Source organism: Faecalicatena contorta (genome assembly GCF_021531895.1).
Taxonomy (GTDB): Bacteria; Bacillota; Clostridia; order Lachnospirales; family Lachnospiraceae; genus JAFBIX01.
In genome coordinates this window covers 91303-115311 of the sequence record NZ_JAFBIX010000002.1, presented here as the reverse complement: position 1 = coordinate 115311, position 24009 = coordinate 91303, and the positions used below count along the sequence as shown (strand labels likewise).

23 protein-coding genes are annotated in these 24009 nt (G+C 41.5%); 7 read left to right on the top strand and 16 right to left on the bottom strand.

From position 1 onward, the window contains the following. Positions 1-47: 47 nt before the first annotated feature. From JQM81_RS01245 to JQM81_RS01195, 11 genes are all read right to left on the bottom strand, one after another. Positions 48-290 (bottom strand): hypothetical protein, encoded by a 243-nt coding sequence (locus JQM81_RS01245; protein WP_235231661.1) that lies wholly within the window; start codon positions 288-290, stop codon positions 48-50. A 122-nt stretch (positions 291-412) separates the two neighbouring features. Beyond that, positions 413-1174 (bottom strand): N-acetylmuramoyl-L-alanine amidase, encoded by a 762-nt coding sequence (locus tag JQM81_RS01240; RefSeq protein ID WP_235231660.1) that lies wholly within the window; start codon positions 1172-1174, stop codon positions 413-415. Positions 1175-1243: 69 nt separating this feature from the next. After that, the gene (locus tag JQM81_RS01235; RefSeq protein ID WP_235231659.1) at positions 1244-2317 is read right to left on the bottom strand and encodes a M24 family metallopeptidase; all 1074 of its coding nucleotides are present in this window, start codon (positions 2315-2317) and stop codon (positions 1244-1246) included. 28 nt (positions 2318-2345) lie between these two features. Next, on the bottom strand, positions 2346-3710 hold the full coding sequence (gene pepV / locus JQM81_RS01230; RefSeq protein ID WP_235231658.1) for a dipeptidase PepV: 1365 nt from the start codon (positions 3708-3710) through the stop codon (positions 2346-2348). Between the two features lie 220 nt (positions 3711-3930). Further along, complete coding sequence (locus JQM81_RS01225) at positions 3931-4980, bottom strand: galactitol-1-phosphate 5-dehydrogenase (protein WP_235231656.1); 1050 nt, start codon at positions 4978-4980, stop codon at positions 3931-3933. A 1-nt stretch (position 4981) separates the two neighbouring features. Then, positions 4982-6502 (bottom strand): xylulokinase, encoded by a 1521-nt coding sequence (locus tag JQM81_RS01220; RefSeq protein WP_235231655.1) that lies wholly within the window; start codon positions 6500-6502, stop codon positions 4982-4984. Positions 6503-6522: 20 nt separating this feature from the next. After that, positions 6523-7371: a class II fructose-bisphosphate aldolase gene (locus JQM81_RS01215; RefSeq protein ID WP_235231654.1), complete on the bottom strand. Its 849-nt coding sequence runs from the start codon at positions 7369-7371 to the stop codon at positions 6523-6525. A gap of 16 nt (positions 7372-7387) precedes the next feature. Continuing rightward, positions 7388-8725: a class II D-tagatose-bisphosphate aldolase, non-catalytic subunit gene (locus tag JQM81_RS01210; protein WP_235231653.1), complete on the bottom strand. Its 1338-nt coding sequence runs from the start codon at positions 8723-8725 to the stop codon at positions 7388-7390. 14 nt (positions 8726-8739) lie between these two features. After that, positions 8740-9507: a DeoR/GlpR family DNA-binding transcription regulator gene (locus JQM81_RS01205; RefSeq protein ID WP_235231652.1), complete on the bottom strand. Its 768-nt coding sequence runs from the start codon at positions 9505-9507 to the stop codon at positions 8740-8742. Positions 9508-9641: 134 nt separating this feature from the next. Further along, complete coding sequence (locus JQM81_RS01200; RefSeq protein WP_235231651.1) at positions 9642-10262, bottom strand: HAD family hydrolase; 621 nt, start codon at positions 10260-10262, stop codon at positions 9642-9644. Between the two features lie 93 nt (positions 10263-10355). After that, complete coding sequence (locus JQM81_RS01195; RefSeq protein ID WP_235231650.1) at positions 10356-11390, bottom strand: zinc-dependent alcohol dehydrogenase; 1035 nt, start codon at positions 11388-11390, stop codon at positions 10356-10358. A gap of 199 nt (positions 11391-11589) precedes the next feature. Between JQM81_RS01195 and JQM81_RS01190 the strand changes: the two genes are divergently transcribed. Both JQM81_RS01190 and JQM81_RS01185 read left to right on the top strand, forming a co-directional pair. Next, positions 11590-12705 (top strand): glycerol dehydrogenase, encoded by a 1116-nt coding sequence (locus tag JQM81_RS01190; RefSeq protein WP_235231649.1) that lies wholly within the window; start codon positions 11590-11592, stop codon positions 12703-12705. Between the two features lie 263 nt (positions 12706-12968). Further along, positions 12969-13961 carry an IS4 family transposase gene (locus JQM81_RS01185; protein WP_235231647.1) on the top strand — a complete coding sequence of 331 codons (993 nt, stop codon included), beginning with the start codon at positions 12969-12971 and terminating at the stop codon, positions 13959-13961. Between the two features lie 515 nt (positions 13962-14476). On the opposite strand, the gene JQM81_RS01180 is transcribed toward JQM81_RS01185, so the two are convergent. From JQM81_RS01180 to JQM81_RS01160, 5 genes are all read right to left on the bottom strand, one after another. Next, positions 14477-15433, bottom strand: a complete 957-nt coding sequence (locus tag JQM81_RS01180) for an ABC transporter permease (RefSeq protein ID WP_235231646.1) — start codon at positions 15431-15433, stop codon at positions 14477-14479. Positions 15434-15435: 2 nt separating this feature from the next. Then, entirely contained in the window at positions 15436-16932 is a 1497-nt protein-coding gene (locus JQM81_RS01175) for a sugar ABC transporter ATP-binding protein (RefSeq protein WP_235231645.1), read from the bottom strand. 103 nt (positions 16933-17035) lie between these two features. Then, positions 17036-18166, bottom strand: coding sequence for a substrate-binding domain-containing protein (locus tag JQM81_RS01170; RefSeq protein WP_235231644.1), 1131 nt, complete (start codon positions 18164-18166; stop codon positions 17036-17038). Between the two features lie 395 nt (positions 18167-18561). Next, complete coding sequence (locus JQM81_RS01165) at positions 18562-18855, bottom strand: LPS biosynthesis protein (RefSeq protein ID WP_235231643.1); 294 nt, start codon at positions 18853-18855, stop codon at positions 18562-18564. 15 nt (positions 18856-18870) lie between these two features. Next, positions 18871-19647 (bottom strand): glucose 1-dehydrogenase, encoded by a 777-nt coding sequence (locus JQM81_RS01160; protein WP_235231642.1) that lies wholly within the window; start codon positions 19645-19647, stop codon positions 18871-18873. 221 nt (positions 19648-19868) lie between these two features. Here JQM81_RS01160 and JQM81_RS01155 point away from each other — a divergent pair, with 221 nt between their 5' ends. Genes JQM81_RS01155 through JQM81_RS01135 form a run of 5 tightly spaced genes read left to right on the top strand, consistent with a single transcriptional unit; the run spans position 19869 to position 23991 of the window. After that, on the top strand, positions 19869-20807 hold the full coding sequence (locus JQM81_RS01155) for a shikimate dehydrogenase family protein (RefSeq protein WP_235231641.1): 939 nt from the start codon (positions 19869-19871) through the stop codon (positions 20805-20807). A gap of 10 nt (positions 20808-20817) precedes the next feature. Continuing rightward, on the top strand, positions 20818-21396 hold the full coding sequence (locus JQM81_RS01150; RefSeq protein ID WP_235231640.1) for a glucose-6-phosphate isomerase family protein: 579 nt from the start codon (positions 20818-20820) through the stop codon (positions 21394-21396). Between the two features lie 11 nt (positions 21397-21407). Beyond that, positions 21408-22361: a phosphotriesterase gene (locus JQM81_RS01145; RefSeq protein ID WP_235231639.1), complete on the top strand. Its 954-nt coding sequence runs from the start codon at positions 21408-21410 to the stop codon at positions 22359-22361. Positions 22362-22384: 23 nt separating this feature from the next. After that, complete coding sequence (gene eda, locus JQM81_RS01140; RefSeq protein ID WP_235231637.1) at positions 22385-23020, top strand: bifunctional 4-hydroxy-2-oxoglutarate aldolase/2-dehydro-3-deoxy-phosphogluconate aldolase; 636 nt, start codon at positions 22385-22387, stop codon at positions 23018-23020. Between the two features lie 17 nt (positions 23021-23037). Beyond that, complete coding sequence (locus tag JQM81_RS01135; RefSeq protein WP_235231634.1) at positions 23038-23991, top strand: phosphoglycerate dehydrogenase; 954 nt, start codon at positions 23038-23040, stop codon at positions 23989-23991. Positions 23992-24009: the final 18 nt, after the last annotated feature.

The window sequence follows — 24009 nt, the reverse complement described above, 5'->3', positions numbered from 1 at the left end:
TATTAACTATTACAACTATATTTATGAATGAAAAATCTTAATTTAAATTATGACTGCCTACGCATTAAGAAAAATATTCCTCCGAAAAGTCCCATAATAATTCCTGCATAAATTGCCGCGCACATAAGTCTGGTAATACATGTGCCTACAACCGTTCCTGTTATCACACAAAATACCAGCCCCAACACCAATGTTCCTATGGTCCAGCAGATAATATTGACCGCCAGAAATGCACCTATCGCAGAATCTTCACCAAATATTTTATTAACAACGTTCCATAATTCTCTCATCACGAATCCTCCTAAAAGCTCACTATCTACTTCTCTTTCAAGTGCATTATAAGAAAAAAATGTTAAGTTCCAAAAATATTCGTGAAAAATTTGTGTAAAATCTATTCTGTCCTGACACTAATTCATTTTACAATTACTGTCGGATACCCAGCCCGCTTCAGGCGACGCTCCATATCGGCAGCTTCATTCAAGTTCTCATATCCACCCACCTGGACACGATAATATGGTCCAGAATCGTTAATATAAGCCGGGAATTCCTGCTCCATCAGTTCATCTAATAATCTTTCTGCATAAGTACGATTGCGAAATGCTCCCACCTGGACACGGTAATTATTCTCCTGTATCACACCTGCAAAATTCAGTGTATCCAAAATGCCGGATGCAATTGCCTGTGCGATTTCTTCGAAATTCTCATCAAACAGCCGATTATCTATATCTGAATTAATAAATCCTACTTCCACCAGTACTGCCGGCATCTCTGTCTTACGAAGCACGACCAGATTCGGCCGCGCCTTGACTCCGAGATTCACAAATCCTATCGTCTCTAATTGATCATTAATCTCCTGCGCCATCTGATATTTTAATCCTGTAAGGCTGTACACAAGGCTTTCCACTCCTGACACTTCATTATCTGTTGGAAATGAATTTCGATGAATCGAAATAAAGAAATCCACTCCTGCATTATTAGCCTCCATTGCTTTTTCATATGGAGTCTCATAGACATCTGTTGTCCGCGTGTACTCTACATCAATATCATTATTCTGCAGGATCTCTCCGATTGCCAGTACCAGACGTAGATTATCATCTTTTTCCCGACGCCCATTGTATACAGCCCCAAAATCACGTCCGCCATGGCCTGCATCTAACATAATTGAATAAGGCATATCTTTACACTCCGAAATAATATTCTTCATGTTAAGATATGCCTTAAATTAAAATATGTTAAATATGTATTATCCTACGATTCTGTACTTCTTATCAACTGCATTCAGAAGTTCATGTCCATCTTCTGTTACCAGTACAAGATCTTCTACACGTACACCGTATTTTCCTTCAATGTAGATTCCTGGCTCAATAGAGAAGATCATTCCCGGCTCTGCAACATTTTTATTAATTGGGCTTACATCTCCGTACTCATGGTCTTCCTGTCCGATAAAGTGTCCAAGACGAATCTTCCAGTATTCGCTGTATCCAGCTTCATCGATCAGATCTCTTGCCTGCGCATCGATATCACAGAAACGAACGCCCGGTTTGATCACTGCCTCAGCCTTCTCAACTGCAGTGCGCACCAGATCATGAATTGCTGCCTGTTCATCGTCAACAGATTTGCAGTAGAATGTTCTTGTCATATCTGAGCAGTAGCCCTTCCATACACAACCCATATCGATCAGCACACATTCTCCGGCTTTCAGAGTTCTGGTATCACTCGGTGTATGATGCTGGTCTGCGGCATTTGGACCGAAGCATACGATTGTATCAAAGCTTACTCCGCTTGCTCCAGCTGCAAAGAATTCAGAATCAATATAATCTGCAATTTCCTTCTCTGTCATTCCTTCTTTGATAAATGCTGCTGCTTTTTCCATAACAGAATCATTAATCACAGAAGCTTCTTTCATGATTGCAATCTCTTCTTCATTCTTTACTGCACGGACATCATCTACACAGTCAGATCCCCATACTGTCTTCATATTTGGACAACGCTCCTGAAGCGGAATCAGGAAACGAGCCGGCCATGTCTTATCAATGCCAAGCGTATTTTCTGTATCAATATGCTCCATGAGAACGCCAATCTGGTCATCCATATCACTGAACCATACTTCCTCGAATCCTGTGTTTGATACATAATACAGGTAATTCAGGAATAACGTATGCTTTCCATTCGTTCTAAGTAACAGCGCATACAATCTCTCTCCCGGATTTACCATAATTCCTGTCAGAAAACAGATACTCAGTGGATCGGATACGATCAGCTGGGTCAGTCCTTTCTTTTCCATTTTTTCCAATACTCTGCGAATTCTCTCGTTCATTTCGATTTCTCCTCTTCTATTATAAGTTTTATTTTTGTGCAAGTTCGTACATTGCTGCTGCCGTGATCTGGATCGAACGTACCAGATTGTCGATTACTGCAAACTCATTTGGCGCATGGATGACTTCTTCTTCGCCTGGGAAGATTGGTCCAAATGCCACCATATTCTTAAATGATTTTGCGTAAGTTCCTCCTCCGATTGCAATTGGCTGTGCATCAGTATCTCCAGTTTCCTCACAATATACCTTCGTCAGCTTCTGAACCAGCTCGGAGTCCTTCGGCACATACAAAAGACTATGAAGTTCATTTTCCACTTCAAGCCCATAAGCTTCGATATTCTTCGTCACATTTGCAACAACCGTCTCCTCTGAAATATTCTTTGGATAACGGATATCCAGTGTAAACTGAAGTTCCTGACCGTCATACTTAATCATTCCGAGATTTACAGTCGTATTACCGGTCTCCTCATCTTCAGAAGCAATACCAAGAGAAGCACCATTTGTCTCCCAGCCAACTTTTTCCATGATAAAATCAATCATCTTCTGAAGATCTCCGCCAAAGCAGTTGCCTTTCAGAGCATCAAACAGACGGACTGCTGCGTTCTTTCCAAGTTCTGGTGTACTTCCATGCGCACTGAGTCCCTCTGCTGTTACGATAGTCTTTCCATCTTTCTTTTCAACTGTAATATAATCTTTTTCTTCTACAACAAGATCTCCTTCAGCTACCAGCGTACATTTTGGTGTCACAACATTCTTTGCCACGCCGCCTTCAATAGATAATACCTTAATTTCCGGTGCTTCTTCTACTTTTTTGGAAATGTACCAGAAAGTCTGACCTTTCTCACAGAAGATTGCGGGGAACTGTGCATCCGGTGTAAATCCGATTGTCGGGAGTTCTCCTCCCACTTTGATATAATGTTCTACGCAGGAAGATCCGCATTCTTCATCACATCCGAACAGTACACGGATTCTTCTGTCAAGCGGAAGTCCCAGATCCTTGATCGCTTTTAATGCATAAAAAGCTCCGATCGTCGGCCCTTTATCATCCTGAACGCCGCGTCCGTACATCTTTCCATCCTGTACTTCACACCCAAGTGGGTCATGAACCCATCCTTCTCCCAGCGGAACAACATCCAGATGTCCTAGAACGCCGACCATCTCTTCGCCTTCGCCATACTCAATATAGCCGACACGATTGTCAATATTTCCGGTCCTAAATCCCATCTTTTCCCCAAGTGCCAGTGCATGATCCAGTGCCTGTTTTACTTCCTTTCCATAAGGTGCATCTGGTTCCGGTTCCCCCTTCACACTGCAGACTGCAACGCTTTCCCGGATACTGTCAAGCATCTCATCCTTCATCTCCAGGATCTTTTCATTCAATTTTTCGTAACTCATCACTATACCTTCCTTTTTCATATTTTCGTTTCCCCGATTTGCTGTCAAACACTATTTAATATTATAGCGTTTTCCTTGAAGAATAGCAACGTTTATTCCCCTGGATCATAAAATCTTACAACACATCTGCTTATAGAGTTTTCCATCCCTAAAAAGAGGCCTGCCAATTCCGGCAGACCTCTTCTGATGATCCATACATTCTTCCTTTTATCCGGCTGAATTAATCCTCATTTACCAAAAGGATCTTACCCTGTACCAGTCCAGGAGTCTTATACATATCAAATGCCTCTTGTGCCTGGCTCATTGGCATCTTCTTAAATACAAATGCCGGGTCGAATTTCAGCTCTCCTGTCGCAAAATAATGTGCCGTCAGTTCCCACTCTTTTCCCGGGAATGGTGCACTGTATGACATCCAGGAGCCTGTAAGTTTGAATTCTTTACGGTTCATATTTTCCCACATTGCAGGCGTAAATGTCAGATCTACGTGAGGCGTTCCAATGAAACATACATGTGCCTTGTTTGCAGCCACCTCAAATCCCATTCGCATCGTCACAGGCTGTCCTGCGGTCTCAAATACGTAGGCATATCCCTTGCCGCCGGTAATAGCCATTGCCTTGTCCATATAATCCTCTTCCAGTGTATTGATCACTTCATCTGCGCCAAGACGTTTTGCCATCTCCAGACGCTCTTCACTGATATCAAATATAACCACCTTTTTACTGCCGAAGATCTTTGCCCACTGCATGGTGAACATACCAATCGTTCCGCCTCCCAGAACTGCAACATATTCACCGCCCTGGTAATCATTGCAGCGCAGTCCGTGCAGTGCAACAGTAGAAGGCTCGAACATTGCACCCTGTTCATATGGAATGCTCTTGTCAAATACGATTGCATTCGTTGCAGGAATGACCACATAATCTGCGTTACTTCCCTGGCGTCTGGAACCGATAAAACTGTAATTTTTACACAGCGAATAATTTCCTTTCTGACAGTCATCACATTTCATACATGGAAGAAGCGGTACTCCGGACACCCTGTCACCAATCTTGATATTCTCTACGCCTTCACCTATTTCTACAACATCTCCTGCGAACTCATGCCCCAGCACGATTGGATAAAAATGAACTCCGTTATGTAACACCCTTGGGATATCGGAGCCGCAGATACCAGATGCTTTTACTTTTACTTTAATGGTACCCGGCTCTACCTTTGGTTCTTCAATTTCCTGATACTCTACAACTTCGTTTTTAACTACAACTGCTGCTTTCACTTTACTTACCTCCTGATTTCTGCATTGTTTCTTTCAAATTTTCATACAACTCAAGATAAATTTCATAGTTTCTATCATATACTTCTTTCACTTCTGGATTCGGTGTGTGCTCTCTCTTTACAGACACGGTAAGATCCACCGCCTCCTGGAAATCCTTATACAGTCCAACTCCGACACCGGCCAGCATCACTGCACCAAGCGTTGTTGCCGTATCACAATCCGGCACAACGATCGGTTTTCCTGTAATATCAGACTTAATCTGTGTCCAGAGAAGTGAGTTTGCACTTCCGCCCATTGCTCTTAGCACCTCTACTGATGCACCGGCCTCTTCTGCCACCTCCAGATTATGTCTGACAGAAAATGCAACTCCTTCCATTGCAGCCCGCACAAAATGACCTTTCGTCTTACTGAAATCCAAGCCATAATATACACCTTTTGCATTCGGATCCCAGATTGGCGTTCTTTCCCCGGACATATATGGCAGGAATATCAACCCGTCAGAACCCGGCGCTACTTTTTCAGCAATCTCATTAAACTGTGTCAGTGAACTCTTTCCAATCTCTTTTGCCACTGCCCTCTCATAATCAGCAAATTGTCTTTCCAGCCAGCGCATGACGCCTCCGCCGCCAGTCGTTCCTCCCTGAAGGATCCAGCAATCCGGAACTGCATGATAGCTCAGTATCAATCTTGGATCTGCCTTATAACTGTCAATACAGATACTCATTCCTCCTGCCTGTCCGCCCTGCTCCTGAGTCTCTCCATTGTGCAGAACACCGGCACCCAGAGTACCGCATGCGGCATCCAGTGCTCCTGCAATAACCGGAATTCCTCCTACCAGGCCGCTCTGTTCTGCCGCTTCTTTTGTAACTGTCCCGATTACTGCATGACAGGGGCTGATTTCTGGAAGAAATCCTTCCGGAATTCCCATAGCTTTTCTCATATCATCATCCCAGGCACCCTTTTCCATGTCAAAACAATGCCATCCATAGCTTTGGCAGATGTCCTGAGAAGTCTTTCCAGTCAAACGATAGCCAATGAACGAATTAGACTGCAAGATCTTGTCCGTATGCTGATATACTTCCGGCAGATGTTCCTTATACCACAAAACCTTTCCTGTTGTATATGGTGCTGTCAACGAATTACCACTTACCCGGAAGATCTCTTCTTTCCCGATCTCCTGATTCAGCCTGTCACAGATATCGCTTGATCTGGTGTCCATCCAGATAGGAGTTCTGGTCAGAACATTCCCCTGCTTATCAATTGGGATTGCAGACCATCCTTGTCCATCTACACCAATTCCGACAATATCCGCCGGATTAATATTTCCCTTCTGAATGCATTCTTTCGTAGCCTTACACACTGCTTCCCACCAGTCATCCGGATTCTGCTCTGCATATCCCGGCTTCGGATAATATACATTATAATTTCCATTGGCAGTCGCAACTACTTCTCCATTTTTTCGAAATACTGCAATCTTACAGGCACTGGTTCCAATATCAATTCCCAATAACAATTCTTTCATACTTAACCTCTTTCTGCTTCTTAGGCTTTATGATCGCATCCGCACACCTTCATACGACTCATCACCAGTTCTTTTACTGCCGGAATACCAACCTTGCCAAATGCTTTTGGATCAAATGTTTCTGGTTTTTCTTTCAATAATGCCTTCACAGCATCTGTATATGCTACGCGAAGCTCTGTTGCAAAATTAACCTTGCAGATTCCACGTTTTACACAATCCATTACATCTTCATCCGATAACCCCGATGCTCCATGAAGAACCAGTGGAATATCTACTACTTTGCGGATCTCGGACAATCTCTCTTTATCCAGCACAGGAGTTCCCACATAGAATCCATGTGCAGTTCCGATAGCCACAGCCAGGGAGTCAACGCCTGTTCTTTCCACGAATTCTGCCGCCTGTGCCGGATCAGTATTGGTATCTCCATCTGCTTCAAGATCGTCTTCTTTTCCGCCGACTTTTCCAAGTTCTGCTTCTACCGGAATATTATTCGGAGCCGCAACCGCAACGACACGTCTGGTCACGTCAATATTATCTTCAAAGCCCAGTCCGGATCCATCAATCATCACAGATGTATACCCTTCTTTGATTGCCCGTACTGCAAGCTCAAAACTATTTCCATGATCCAGATGCAACGCAACCGGAACAGATGCCTTTTCCGCCTCCGCCCGGACGATTCCCACATATGTTTCCAGCGTACCGTATTTTACAGTGGATGGCGTTGTCTGAAGCATGACGGGAGCATTTAATTCCTCAGCTGCTGCAATGACGGCTTTTACCATCTCCATATTTTCCACGTTGAATGCTCCTACTGCATATCCGCCCTGCTGCGCTTTTAATAACATTTCTTTTGATGTAACTAATGACATATCTTATCCTCCTCTGTTATGCAAATATATTTGCTATCATATAATTATATTTTACCGCATAATTATAGTCTTCGACAACTGTTACGACACAATCCTTTGCCAGAGCTGACGCTTCCAGCTTCAGGACACCCTTCTGAACCTTCGTATACTGACGCGGCATGTATTGATGCAGCATATTCATCGGAATTCCAGCCGCATTAAGGTTATCGAATAATTTCTGAATTACGGTCTGCATTTCATCTGTATTCATATAATAACGGCAGCGGTCTGAGAAGCTGTATCTTCTTGCCAGTCGCTTCTCCTCCTCCGATCCATGGTAATGCTTCTGCCAGTTTTCCGGAGAATCCAGCATTACTTTTTCCATAACTTCCATAAAGTCTGCACGGTCTTCTTCCGCTACCAGTTCCTTTTCCATGATGCTTAATGCGAAAATTCCTTCTCTCAGTCCATATGTAAGCGCAGGTCCCACCTTTAGAATCGCGATTCCGTCTTCTACCATCTGCTTGAGACTATCTGGCGTCTGATAATCGGTAGAATGGCCTTCAAAGACTATCCCGTCATACTTTTTCAATGCAGCACATAATTCTCTTGCATTTGCCCGGTCATACTGGAAGACACCGCTGTCACTGAATTCAACTCCGGGCTGTACAACAACACCAATGATATTTTCAAATGCATCTGAAATGCCGTGTTTTTGAAAGGTCTCCTGATATACCTGAACTGTTCTTTCAAATGCTTCCGGTCTGGTGACAGAGATCGTATCCTCTTCTTCCTGAGCACCTCCCGGAATCGGGACTTCACTTCCAATCACAAATACCGGTCTTGCTTCATCCGGATTGGACTTCAGCAATTCCTGATAGGCTTCCTCACAGGCCTGGTATAATGTTACACCACGTTCCGCGATCACTTCATCACTCAACATCTCATCTGTCGGATCACTTGCAAGCTTCATGCTTGTATCCAGGTGAATCTTTTTAAAACCTGCAAGTACAAACTCTTTTACCAGTTCCACAGCATTTGCCATTGCCTCTTCTTCCGGAAGTCCTGCCCATGTCAAAGGGCCAAGATGATCTCCGCCAAGCACCAGCTGCTCGCTTGGAAAACCAATTGAATCAGCGATCTGGTATACAAACTCTTTAAAATCTTCTGGTTTCATTCCTGTATATCCACCAAACTGATTTACCTGATTTGCTGTCGCTTCAATCAGGATATAATCATCAAATCTTTTTGCCTGTTCCAGAATAGCTTCAATCGCCAGCCGGTTTGCTGTGCAATAAGATGGAACCCCACAATTCATACCAGCTTTTCGTTTTGCAATCATGTCCCTCATGATATCTTTCATAACCTTATCCATTTCCTTTCCTATCCTTATCTGTCAGGATATATACACTCTATCTGATACTGTTCAAACTGATCCAGCCATTGCTGCGACGGTTTCTGGTCTGTTACAATCCTGGTAATATCAGACCAGTCTGCGACTTTTACAAACGCAGTCGCATCGAATTTCGTGTGATCTGCTACCAGAATCCTCTCTTTCGCTGCCCGAAGCATCATTCTCTTGCTGCTTGCGTCCTGCTCATCGTAATCCGTGATTCCTGCTTCCAGATTTAACCCCTTGCAGGATACGATGGCCTTGTCTACATGATAAGAACTGATCATCTGATCTGTGTTAGGTCCTACCAGCGCAAAAGACTTTGCACGGGATACGCCTCCCGTAGAAATAACCGTCCATTCCGGCATATCAAATAAATCTACAATAATTTCTACAGAATTCGTAATAACGGTCAGATTCTTCTTCTCTTTCAGACCATTTGCTATATAGTCAGCTGTAGAACTGACATCCAGCATAATCGCCTCCCCATCCTGAACCATCTCTGCAATAATTCCGGCAATCTTTTTCTTCTCCACAACACATTGGTTCTTCCGCACATTAAAAGGCAGCCCAAAGACAGTCTGTTCATTCAGGACAGCGCCTCCATAGCTCTTAATCACAAGCCCGTCATTCTCCAGCTTCTCCAGATCCCTGCGGATCGTCTCTTCCGTCACCTGATAGTACTGACTCAATTCACTTACCACAACACGCTTCTCATGCTGCAGCTTCTCTAAAATCTCATTTCTCCTCTCGATTGCCAACATCAAATCACCTCTTTTTTAGTCGTTTTTATTTGTTTTATGTTGTTTTCCATTAGATATTACCACCAAACCCAACATAAATCAACTATTTTATGTAAAATAAAGTAAAAATGGGGACGTAGTAAAATGCAATTTTACTACGTCCCCATTTTTAACAGTTCTTCAAAAGAATGGATGGTCTGATATTCTCCTTCTACCTGTCCGAATCCATATGCCGCATATATCATTGGAACACCGGCTTCTTTGCATGCATTGGCATCTCCCTGAGTATCTCCCACATATACTGCATCTTGGATCTGGTTTCTTTCCATAATAATGCGAATGTTCTCGCCTTTTAGCTTGCCAGTATCTCCGGGGCAGGTATAGTCTGTAATATACTCTCCCAATCCGGTATTTTTCAGAAAGGCTTCTATATAACCGGACTGGCAGTTGCTGACAATGAACAGCTTATATTTTTTGCTTAATTCACGGATGGTCTCGGGCATCTTATCGTACAGGATACACGGTGCTGTCTCTACCCATTTGTTCTCGTATCGATATAGATGCTCTGCAAGCTGTTCTCTCTCCTCCACGGTAAGCTCCGGAAACAGATCTTCCATGATCTCTTCCAGCGGCTTACCAAATTCTTTTTTCAGTTCCTCCGCTTCCAGAACTACATTAAGATTCGACTGTTCACGAATCGCACGGTTCCAGGAAACCGCAACTTCTCTCGTCGAATCCCACAAGGTTCCATCCACATCAAATATAATTCCTTCCATGCGCCCTCCTCTAGTCCTTTATCTTGTCTTCATATCATTTATAACCTTTTCATTGTTCACACGTCAAGCGCAAAGGGTTCATTTAAATATCATCTACCGGAATACGACGATTCCTTTTTTGAGGACTTCTTTATTCATTGCCTTATCATATGCCTCTATTACGTTGTCAAATGTAAAATAATCAGATATATAATCTTTTAAATTAATCTTTCCTTCGCGAATCCACTGAATGATCTGATCATGAACTGCTGCTTCCTCATCTTTACGAGGGAATTGCTGAAAATTGATGACCCAGTTATAATCAGCTTTGCTGAAATCAACATGCATCTCTTCTTTTCTTGGAACACCATAGCAGCAGATCTCGCCTCTGTCACAGATCAAGCCCATTGCATCATTGACTACTTCTTCAGAACCAACAGCATCAATCACGTAAGGAACTCCTGACGGGAACATTGTACGAATCTCTTTTGTGATATCACACTCTTTACTGTTCAATGCGATATCTGCTCCGCCATCCAATGCATTCTGTCTCTTAGACTCATTTCGCGCAATAGCAATTACAGGATCTGCTCCGACTAATTTACACATTTTAATAAATGTAAGTCCAACCGGACCACATCCAAAGATTACGACCGGTTGATCTTTTTTTATGCCAAAATATTTCACACTGCTCAATACTTCTCTTAAAGTGACGATCATGACAGCATCCACCGGATCAATATCATCCGGCAGCACTCTCTGTGCCTTTGCCAGATCTGGCACTTCCCCTTCTTCATACGCAGCCGCATCATTGACAACCCCATACTCACTCAGTGCTCCCCAGGCAGAGCCGTAAGGTCCCAGATGCTCTCTGTCCTCATCTACAAATGGAAGAAGTACTTTATCGCCGACTTTCAATCCCTTTACTTCCGATCCTACTTCTACGACTTCTCCAACATTTTCATGACCCAGCATAACCGGATACATATCCTCGGAAACACCCTTAAATGCTTTCATCATCAGATGCACATCCGTACCACAGATACCGTTCGCAATCGTTTTTGTCAATGCCTGCTTCGGTCCGTATTTCGGTTTTGGCACCTCCTTAACCGCCAAGGTGCCGTCTTTGTTTATGATTACTGTTTTCATTTTATCAAACCTCCTGCTATGATTTTCGTTCCGTTCTTTTAATAATAATGTCACTACATTGTTACTTTGTTATATCTTATCATTGATAAGATGGCTTTGTCTAGTATATTTGTACAAATAATGTTTTCAGATCCTCTTTTTTATGTTATTATTACATTACATAATAATGTTATTACATAAATTTATAGGAGGTTTTACTATGCCAGCATCAAGAACTATGTCTTTCGGTTCTCCCGGAAGATACATTCAAGGCCCAGGAGAAATTAATCGCCTGGCAATCCATACTGCGAAATATGGTACAAAAGTTTTCGCAATTATTGATCCATTCTTTTTTGACAGTCTGACTCCGGTCCTGACGAAACAATACGAAGAGAAGGATGCAAAATTCACAAGTGTTCCTTTTGATCATGAGGTTACGGAAGAGAGAATCGCTTCAACTGCACAAAAAGCAGCCGAAGAAGGCGCCGAAATTATCATGGGGATCGGTGGCGGCAAAACTCTGGACACTGCAAAAGGTGTGGCAAATACATTAAAACTGCCGGTTGTAATTGTACCGACCAGTGCTTCTACAGATGCGCCGACCAGTGCTCTTTCCGTTATCTACAAAGAGAATCATGAACATTCTCATGCGATCAATTATGTAAAAAGCCCTGATATCGTAATCATTGACAGCGAAATTATCGCAAACGCTCCTGTTCGTTTCCTTGTATCCGGTATGGGAGATGCAATGGCTACTTTATTTGAAGCTAAGGCTAACGCCGCTTCCAACAGCCCGAACTATATCTGTCAGGAAGCAGGTACTTTCCGCCGTACAAAAGTATCTATGGCAATTGCTCAGTTATGTTATGATACCATTCTGGAATATGGCGTTGCCGCAAAGATTGCCAATGAACAGCACGTTGTTACCGAAGCCTTGGAATCTGTAATCGAAGCTAATACTTTGATGAGCGGACTCGGTTTTGAGAACACAGCATGTGCATGCGCTCATGCTGTTGGTGATGGAATCACCGCTACGCCAAACGGAACTAAGACTCTTCATGGTGAAAAAGTTGCTTTTGGTACATTATGTGAACTGGTTGCAGAAAATGCTCCTTCCGATGTCGTAGAAGAATATGTTCTTTTCTGTATGGAAGTCGGCCTTCCGACAACGCTTGAAGACCTGCAGGTTGAATTGACCGAAGAGAACCTTCAGTTGATCGCAGATAACGCTTCTTTACCAGAACTGGTAAGAGAGCCTTATGAAATCACAAATGAAATGCTGAAAAACATTGTCAAAGCAGCAGATGCTGTCGGAAGATACTACAAAGGACTTTAAGGCTTTCGCAGTTTTCGCTCTGTCAGACATATCTATTTTATTATTTTTATGCCCAAAAAAAGAACCAGCCGCACAGGCCTAATGTCATTAAGTTAAGATGACGAATTAAGATCTCAGTATTAGAAATAATACTGGGGTCTTTTTTTCTCAAAAAAGCTTGACAGGAATCCAAAGATATGCGGCCGCTTTCGCTATTGAATGATAATGAGGTAGCGAAAGCGGCCCTTGTAATTAAGAGAATCTTGATTGCAAGGAGGAAGCATATGAAACCTAAGTGTTTAAAGAAGCTTTTATTATCGGAAATAAAAGCCGTAGCAGAAAAATCAGACGATTTCTGCATAGATTCAAGCAGAAATTTTTCAAGGAAACGAAAACTTCCATTCGAAATAGTTGTTAAAACTATTATTGGTATGGAAAGTGGAAGTCTTACAAAAGAATTAATTGATGCGTTTGATTCCAAACCAGATCTCCCAACTGCATCGGCGTTTGTTCAACAACGTTCTAAGATTAAAGCTGAAGCTTTTAAAACCATTTTCGATGGCTTTACTTCAAGCATTTCTAAGAATAATGATTCCAAAATGCGTGTATTAGCAGTCGATGGCTCCGATATTCAGATAGCAACAAATCCTGATGACTTATCGTCATTTCATCCAGGAGCTAATGGTCAAAAGCCTTACAATCTACTTCACCTAAATGCACTTTTTGACTTAAAGCAAAAAATATATACGGATGCAATAATTCAGGGTCGTATTGATTGGAATGAACATAGTGCATTACAGAAGATGGTTGATCGCTCGAATATTAGAAAAGCGTTGGTTATAGCAGATCGTGGCTATGAATCATACAATAACATGGCTCACATTCAAGAAAAAGGCTGGTATTTTTTAATCCGAATCAAAGACGGAAGAACTGGTATTAAAGAAGGATTAGTTCTTCCCAAACTTGATGAGTTTGACAAAAATATTTCGTTAAAGCTGACACGAAAACAGACGAAAGAAACAAAAGAACTGTTCAAAGATAAAAATCATTATAGGTTCATTCCAAGTACGGTTACATTCGATTATTTGCCTCAAAAGTTAAGAAAACATGATCCCACTGAATTTTATACGCTTAATTTTAGAATCGTTAGATTTAAAGTAACGGATGAACTTTATGAAACAGTGCTTACAAATCTAGATTCAGATGCGTATCCACCAAATAAACTTAAAGAATTATACGCTTCACGATGGGGATTGAAACATCCTTTCGAGATATAAAATATACAATTGGCATGTTGGATTTTCACTCAAAAAAGGTGATGTGTATCCATCAAGAAATCTACGCACATCTGATAATGTATAACTTTGCAGAAATGATTACCTCGCACGTAGTCATTGAAAAGAAACAAAGAAAATACACTTATCAAGCTAATTTTTCAGTTGCAGTACATGTGTGTAGATTATTCTATCAAGGGAAAACAACATCACCCGATTTGGAAACCATTATATCGAGAAATATTATACCTGTAAGACCTGAGAGGCATCGTGAACGAAAACTAACAGCAAGGGTATTTCATGGTTTCTTATATAGAGTAGCATAAATTAACCAAAAAGTAGACAACTAATTTTAGGCAGATGAGAATCTGTCTTATTGACATACGCTAAACACAGAAAAAGCAGGAAAGACTCTATACTTTCCTGCTTGATTTCTTTTAGACCACCCAATCCACAATATTAACTTAATGACATTGCGCACAGGCCGGTTCTTTTTAGTTGTAGTAATATGATCAATCTTATACAGCACTGTCTGTTCTGTCTGTAGAAATCTGAAGTAATACAGCTGCGATAATGATACATCCTTTTACGATTTCCTGTGGATAAGCAGGTACACCTTTCAGGTTCATAATGTTACTGATCAGAGCCATGATAAGAGCACCGATAACAGCTTTTACAACATTACCTTTACCACCTGCCAGGCTGGCACCACCAATTACACAAGATGCGATAGCATCCAGCTCTCCGCCTTTACCAAGGGTAGAAGCTGCTGTCTGTGTTCTGGATGCGATGAACATACCAGCGATAGAAGAAAGCAGACCAGATACAACATAGCAAGAGCATACATATTTCTTAACATTGATACCAGCAAGCTGTACAGCTGTGCTGTTAGATCCACATGCAATTACGATACGTCCATATGCTGTATATTTCTGAATCAGTGCCATGATGATAATGATGATGATACATCCGATTACGATTGGATATCCATAATCTTTACTTGCCAGAGCACCAACTGCCGGGATATTAGAACATCTTACAGGAGCACCCTGTGACACAATCAGGGCAGCACCATTTCCAATAGACAATGTAGCCAGCGTCGTAACGAATCCCTGCATCTTACCATAAGCAACAAGGATACCATTTAACAATCCCATTGCAAGACCAACAAGAATCGCAACCAGGAATGCAAGTCCAAATGCAACAGAATGGTCACGCATCAGCACATATGCACTACAGGATGACAAAGCTGTTACAGCACCTACAGAAAGGTCGATACCACCTGTCAGGATAACAAACAGCATACCAAGTGCAACAAGGATCGGTCCTGCCTGCTGCAGACAGATGTTGATCAGGTTTGTTGACTGCAGGAATGTATCTGACATAAATGCACAGATTATAAATAATACAACAAAAATCACATACGTATTGTTATCAATTAAAAAGTCTTTAACATTAAATTTCTTTTTTTCCATAATTAAACCCCCATAGCAAATTTAATCAGCGTGTTTTCAGTAAGTTCATCTTTTTGAACTTCACCGGATATCTTTCCATTACGCATAACCATAACCCGGTCACACATACCAATGATTTCCGGCATTTCTGACGAAATCATAATAACTGCAACACCTTGCTCTGCAAGGGTGTTCATTACTTTATAAATCTCCGTTTTAGCACCTACATCGACGCCTCGGGTAGGTTCATCAAATACGATACATTTACAGTCAGCAGCAACCCATTTTGCCAGAGCTACTTTCTGCTGGTTACCACCAGATAAGCTGTTTGCATTGTCTTCTGTATTTCCATACTTTGTCTGGATACTTGCCAAAGTATCTTTTACAAACTTCTTTTCTGCGCTATGGTTAATAATTCCACTCTTGGCAACTTTATTTAAACAAGCAAGCGTTGTATTCATACGAATACTCTGTTCAAGCAAAAGTCCCTGTTTCTTTCTGTCTTCCGGCAGATATCCGAATTTTGCCTTAATTGCCTCTCCCGGACTCTTCCAGTTTTCTTCTTTTCCAAAATAGTAAACCTTTCCAGATTCTTTCTTATCGGCTCCAAAAATAGCTCTCATGGTTTCCGTTCTTCCTGCTCCAACAAGACCATTGAATCCGAGTACTTCTCCAGCTCTTACTTCGAAACTTACACCCTGGACTAACTTGCCTGCATGCAAATCTTCTACTTTTAATACAACATCACCAATCTTTGCATGCCTTTCCGGATACATATCTGTCATTTCACGTCCGACCATCAGGTTAACCAGTCTCTGCTTATCAAACTTATCTGTATCAACCGTATCTACATATGTACCATCTTTCAAAATTGTAATATGCTGGCTTAGTTCAAAAATCTCCTCCAGACGATGGGAAATATAAATAATACTTACACCTTCATCTTTCAGTTTATTAATAACTTCAAATAATTTTCTGATCTCAGAAAACGTAAGAACCGCTGTAGGTTCATCAAAAACTAATATTTTCGCATTTCTTGTAAGACATTTACATATCTCAACAACCTGCTGATAAGCAACACTCAAGCTTCCGCATTTTGCATTCGGATCAATATCTCCGAATCCCAGTTTTTCAAGCTGTTCTTTTGCATCTGCTCTCAACTTTTTCCAATTAATAGCTACTTTTCCTGCAGAAAGCCTGTCAATAAAAATGTTCTCTGCAACTGTCAAATCGGGAGCGAGCATGAATTCCTGATAAATAATAGCAACACCCAAGTCCTTAGATTCCTTTGGGTTCGTAATCTTTACTTCTTTTCCATCTATAAAAATCTGCCCACTGTCTCTTTGATATGCACCAGACAGGATCTTCATCAACGTAGATTTTCCCGCACCATTCTCACCAATAAGTGCGTGAATCTCGCCCGGTTCCACTTTCAAAGAAACGTCTGTAAGAGCTTTTACTCCCCCAAAGTGCTTTGTGATATTCCGCATTTCAAGTTTATATTTACATTGCTCTTCCATGCACTCACCTCCAAATAGTATTTATCGTTCCTTAATTACCTTCTTTAATACTTCGAAAAAAGGTCCTCCTCGTTAAAGGAGGACCTAAATTATGTTTTAAGATTTAGAAGCCGAATTCATAACGCTCGTCAACGTTATCTTTTGTTACACAGATAGCTTCTGTTAATGTAATTTCGTCATAGCTTTCTGGATCTTTTCCATCAACTAAGATCTCTTTTGCAATATTTGCAGCTGTGATTGCTACCTGAACTGGAGAGTTCTCACCTGTACAGTAGTATTCACCAGACTTGCACTCTGTTGTTCCATTGATGTAGTCATATGCTTCCTGAGCACCGTCAGCTGCTGCTACATAGTGGATACCTGTAAGACCAGCATCATCAGCTGCCTGCATACCACCAAATAACATCTGGTCGTTCTCTGCAAACATTGTGTTTAATTTGCCTTTTGTCTTAACAACAAGGTCATTTGCATCGTTCAGAATATCGTTAACAGTCCAGTTGCCCCAGCCCTGTCCAGCGATTGTGAACTTAGCTTCTTCATTTGTATAAGAACCTTTGTTCAGTAATTCGTCATCAGCTTCTGCTGTAAGTTCCCAAGCTTCTTCTTCAGAAATGCCTAATCTCTGTTCAAGAACACCACAGATAAGTCCCTGACGTCTTTCGTTACCAGCAACGTTTCCTTTTTCACCTGATAACATGATAGAGTAGATTTCCTCATCGCCCATAGACTCTGCAAAAGATTTTCCACACAGACGTCCATTCTGTTTGTTGTCAGAATATACTGTTGTTACACAGTAGCTTCCATCATTAACACCAGAGTCAATATTGATTACCGGGATACCTGCATCGTAGCAAGACTGCTCGTCAGCGATTACGTTATCTGGGTCAATACAATCGCAGAATACCATATCGTATTTCTGAGAGATAAATGTCTCAAAGTTTTCAGACTGTTTTGCTACGTCCATGTTAGCATTCAGTACAACAACATCATCTGCTGATTCAACAAGACCGAGTTCTGCACATTTCTCCTGAATGCCCTTGGTCAATGCTACAAAGTAAGGACCATCCTGAGTCTTCATTGCAATACCAATTTTAAACTCTTTGCTTTCTCCTCCATCTTCTTCAGCAGCTGCATCATCACTTGATTCAGAAGAGCTGTCGCTGCTTCCGCATCCTACTGCCATTGTTGCTACCATTGCTGCACACAGCAATACGCTCAATAACTTTTTCTTCATATCATTTCCTCCTTTTTTTGTTATGACTTCGCGCCAACTTATATCGTTATGTTATAACATTACTTCAGAGTTGTCAACAATTATTTCCTACTTTTCGTTTTCTTTTTTATGCATTTTACCGTTAAATAAATAACGTTTTTTCAAATTATTCATTATATTTTCTATTTACCATGCCATATTTTTTCTATTTTTTGTATATGTTTCTTATGTTTTGACTATATTTTGACCTTTTATCACTTTCGCTCATTTTGACGCTTTTTTATTTTTGTAGAATATTTACAATGTCTTTTGCACGCAAAAAAATGCTGCTGTAACGCAGATTTTACATCATCTGTTTTACAGCAGCATTCTAAAATTAACGGCAAAATATCAAGAAATAAATATGATCTCACATTTCAATTTTCACAATATGTATGTTCCGTCAATTCTGATAAAATCTTAATCTTAGCATTCATTAACGGCCTCATACAAACCGGAACATGTTCCTGATGTGCGCGGTGTATCGCTACACATTCTTTGCAATTGCCATGGTATCTGCATGCTTTTGTACATGGACAGTGGTCTTTGTCTGCATACTCTTTTCGGAATTCACTGACGAATTCCTCCTGCAGCCTATACCCCTCTTCCCTGTTATTATTATGAATTTCCGCCATTGCAGCTTTTTCTTTTTCATTACCGTCGATGATCATAACACTCCCCTAGTTTTATACGCATGTGAAGCATCCATCAACAACAAGATCTGTTCCAGATGTAAAGGATGCAGAATCAGACAGAAGATAAATAACTGCTCCACAGAGTTCTTCCGGTTTTCCATATCTTCCGTAAGGTGTAAGATCCATCCATCTTTCCTGCCAATCCGGATTCACATTGCAGCAAAGTTCTGTATACATATATCCTGGACTGATGCAGTTTACACGGATTCCATCTTTACAGTATTCCACTGCAAGAGATTTGGTCATCTGGATAACAGCAGCTTTTGATGCGTTGTAAGAAGCCTGCTCCTGAGGCCAGTTAACAATATGTCCGGACATAGATGCTGTATTACAGATCGCACCTTTCTTGCCATTGCCTTTCAGATATCTTGCAAATGTGGTTGCCATGATATACTCACCTGTCAGGTTCACATCAATAACCTTTCTCCATTCTGCAGGTGTAACATCATATGCAGATTTATGGATAACGATTCCTGCGTTATTAAACAGAAGATCCAGGCCGCCCATCTCTGCATCTGCTTTGTCGATTGCTTCCTTAACCTGTGCTTCATCTGTTACATCAACAGCATATGCTGCCGTTTTCTTTCCGGTAGATTCTGCTATCTCGCCAGCAACTGCTTTCGCTTTTTCTTCCTGTAAATCAAAGATTACAACATCTGCTCCAACTTCTGCCAGACGGGTTGCTACTACTTTTCCGATTCCCTGTGCTCCGCCAGTAACAATGACAGTTTTTCCTTCCAATGAAAATAATTTTTCCAATGCATTCATAGCTATCTCTCCTTTTCACATCAGATTAGTTTTTATTATGTAGTTATGTTATAACATTAGAATCCGTTTGTCAATATCATGTTTGTTAATTCTATTGACAATAAATCAATTCAGTATTACAATGTTACTATGTTATAACATATTGATACATCTTACACCTGGCTCGCAACGAAATGTTACAACAAATCCATTATCATTATTATGAAAGGAAGATTTGACCAATGGCAAATGTTTATGAGAAAGCAACCGCTCCAACCTTATATTTTATTGGAGTAACAACAGGACAGTCATCCATTATGAAGGTTTTCCCAAAATGGGCAAAAGCACTTGGATTAAATGATGCTGTTATCAAAGGAATTGATTTTGCTCCGCATTCTTCTGCTGAAGAATACCGTGAAGCAGTAAATTTCATTAAGAACGACCCTCTTTCTATGGGCGCTCTGGTAACCACACACAAGATTGATTTATTTAACACCTGCAAAGACTTATTCGAATATATTGATCCATATGCAGAAAAATTAGGAGAGGTTTCTTCTATCTCTAAGAAAGACGGAAAATTATGTGCACATGCAAAAGATCCAATCTCCAGCGGACTGGCTCTTGAGAATTTTGTACCTGAGAATTACTGGACAGATTATGATGGAGATGTGCTACTTCTTGGCGCCGGCGGAAGTACCCTTGCTATGTCTGTTTATTTTGCACAGGAAAAATTTGGAGACAACGTTCCAAAGAATATTATTATCGCTAACAGAAGTCTTCCAAGACTGGAATCTGCCAAAGCAATTCTGGAAGGAATCAATCCAAAGATTCATTTTGAATATGTACTTAATCCTACCCCGGCAGATAACGACAAGACACTGGCTCAGTTAAAACCACATTCTCTGATCGTAAATGCTACCGGACTCGGCAAAGACGGCCCGGGTTCTCCGCTTACTAATGACTGCGTATTCCCGGAAGACAGCCTTGTATGGGAAATCAACTACCGCGGCGATCTTCTCTTCAAACGTCAGGCTGAAGCTCAGGCTGAGGAAAAGCGTCTCCATGTAGAAGACGGCTGGATCTACTTTATTCATGGATGGACACAGGTAATCGCAGAAGTCTTCCATATTGAAATCAAGGGAGAATTATTAGACGAATTAAGCAGAATTGCAAAATCATAAGGAGGCTATTATGAATAATTTTAACTGGGATACCAGTTTTCTTGTAGACTTTGATCTTCAAACTGGTTTTTCTAAAACTGCCGAAACCACAAAAAGATACTTATCACAGATGAAAGATATGTACTGCGATACAGCAGCTGCTGAAGAGCTCCTCAAAGACGGAGATCCTCTGATCTATGAATTCCACGAGCTGGGATGCCCGGAAAGAGCCGGAGACCTTGCATTCGGAACAACAATCCTTTATCCCGGAACCGTTGGAAATGAATATTATATGACAAAGGGACATTTCCACACAATTCTGGAAACCGCAGAAGTATATTACACCTTGGACGGAGAAGGTTACATGGTCATGGAAAACCCAGAAGGTGACACCATTGAACTTCCACTGAAAAAGGGCGAGGCCATCTACGTTCCGAGACGTTATGCTCACAGATCTGTCAACACCGGCAAAAAACCTCTGGTTATGTTCTATACATTTGCTGCAGATGCCGGCCATGATTATGGAACAATTGAAACAAAGGGTTATCATAAATTAATCGTTGAAAAAGACGGTGCACCAGCAGTAATTGACAACCCACGTTGGAAATAGGTACATACAATATGAAAGAGATCACGACCGTTACCGGAATCATTGCACCAGAAGAACTTGGCTTCTGCCAGTGTCATGAACACATTGCCTTAAGCAAGGGAAGATCTTTTGAGATCAATCCTGCTCTATGTATTGACGATATGGCTAAAAGCCTTGAAGAATTAAATCAGTATCATCATTTCGGCGGAAACTCTCTTATAGAAGCTCAGCCATGCGGATGTAACCGCATGGCACCTGAGTTTCGGAAACTCTCCGAAGAATCTGGTGTACACATTATTGCTTCCACTGGTTTTCACAAGTTAACATTTTACCCTGAAAATCATTGGATATATACCCTTCCCGCATCCGATCTGGAAGAATTGTTCGTGCGGGAATTAACCGAGGGCATGTTCATCGATGCCGACCTCGCATTTCCCACAATACAATGCGATGCAAAAGCTGGAATTATTAAGACCGCTTACGACACCGAAGAATTAAGCTCTCGGTACAAAGAAATGTTCCTGGCAGCTGCGAGAGCTTCTCTTCGCACAGACCGGGTCATTATGATCCATATTGAACAGGGAACGGATCCTCGTCCACTGCAGGATTATCTTCTGAGTCTCGGCGTTGCAGCAAAAGACCTGATCTTCTGCCACATGGACAGAGCCTGTAAGGATATTACAATGCATAAGGATATCCTGAAGAACGGATCCTACCTAGAATTCGATACCATAGGACGTTTTAAGTATCACAGCGACGAACATGAGATTGGTCTGTTCCGAGAACTTATTGACGCAGGTTATCAGTATAAACTGCTCTATTCTCTGGACACTACCAGAGCAAGGCTCAAAGCCTATGACAGCAGTGCAATCGGACTGGATTACATCCTCAGAACATTCAACGAGTCTTTACTTGCGTCAGGAATTTCCAAAGAGATCTTACATCTGATCTCTGTCGAGAATCCGGCACAAGTATTAACCCAGTAACATTATGACAAGGAGAATATACCATGAGCGAAACAAATTTATTAGCACAAGTTGCAGAAAAGAAAATTGTACCAGTTGTAAAATTAGACCGCGTAGCTGATGCAAAGCCTCTTGGCGAAGCATTATGTGCAGGCGGACTTCCAGTAGCTGAAGTGACATTTCGTACAGATGCCGCTGAAGAATCTATTAAGATTATGAAAAAAGAATTTCCGGAAATGATGGTCGGAGCAGGAACTGTTGTCAACGTAGAGCAGGCAAAACGTGCTCTGGATGCAGGTGCTTCTTTCCTTGTATCTCCCGGAATCAGCCGCCCGGTCGTAGAATTTGCTCTGGAAAACAATCTCCCGGTATTCCCGGGAACCTGTACTCCATCTGAAGTTATGATTGCCATGGAATACGGTCTGCCACTTGTAAAATTCTTCCCGGCAAAGCAGTATGGCGGTCTGGATACAATTAAAGCACTGGCTGCTCCATTCCCTACCATGAAATTCATGCCGACCGGCGGTATCAACGCTTCAAACATCCTAGATTTCCTCGCATTTGATAAAATCATCGCATGCGGAGGAAGCTGGATGGTAAAAGACAGCCTGATCAATGCAGGCGACTTTGCAGAGATTACCCGATTAACAAAAGAAGCTGTTTCACTCGTGACAAAATAATAAGGAGGAAACAATTTATGAAAATATTAGTAACCCCGACTTCTTTACAGCCCGCCAAAGGTTCTAAGGCATTGGAAATTCTTCGTGAATTTTCTGATGATCTTGTATTCAACGAACTGGGCCGCCCGCTGACTGAAGATGAATTGATTCCATTATTAAAAGATTGCGACGGATATGTTGCCGGTCTTGATTTTGTAACCGAAAAAGTAATCAATTCCTGCGAAAACCTGAAAATCATCTCCCGTTACGGAGCAGGCTTTGACCGCGTAGATATCGCAGCTGCAAAAGCAAAAGGAATCCCCGTTACAAACACTCCTGGAGTAAATGCAGAAGCAGTTGGTGAGCTGGCATTTTCTCTGATCCTTTCCGTTGCAAGACGAATCACATACTTGAACAACTCTACACGCAACGGCGAGTGGGTTCGTTCAACCGGAATGGAATTAAAGGGCAAGACCATTGGTATTATGGGGCTTGGAGCCATCGGTAAAGTTGTTGCAAGATGTGCCAAAGGATTTGAAATGAACGTGATTGCGTATGATCCATTTATCAACGAGGCATATTGTAAAGAGAATAATATTACCGTATGTACTTTTGATGAAGTTGTAGAGCAGGCAGATGTCATCAGCTTACACCTTCCTCTGCTGGATTCCACAAAACACATGATCAATAAGGATGCTATCAGCAAAATGAAGCCGACAACTATCCTGATCAATACTTCCAGAGGTGGAATTATTGACGAAGACGCTGCTTACGAAGCATTAAAAGCAGGAAAACTCGGCGGTCTCGGATTGGATGCTTTTGAAATCGAGCCCCCGACAGGATCTCCATTGTTCGAACTGGACAATGTAGTTGTGACACCTCATACTGGAGCTCATACAAAAGAAGCTACGGATAATATGGCAAATGCCGCTATTAAAAATCTGATTGACGTCCTCAGCGGAAAGGAATGTCCTTATATCGTAAATAAATAAGAAATTAATCCGGAGGTT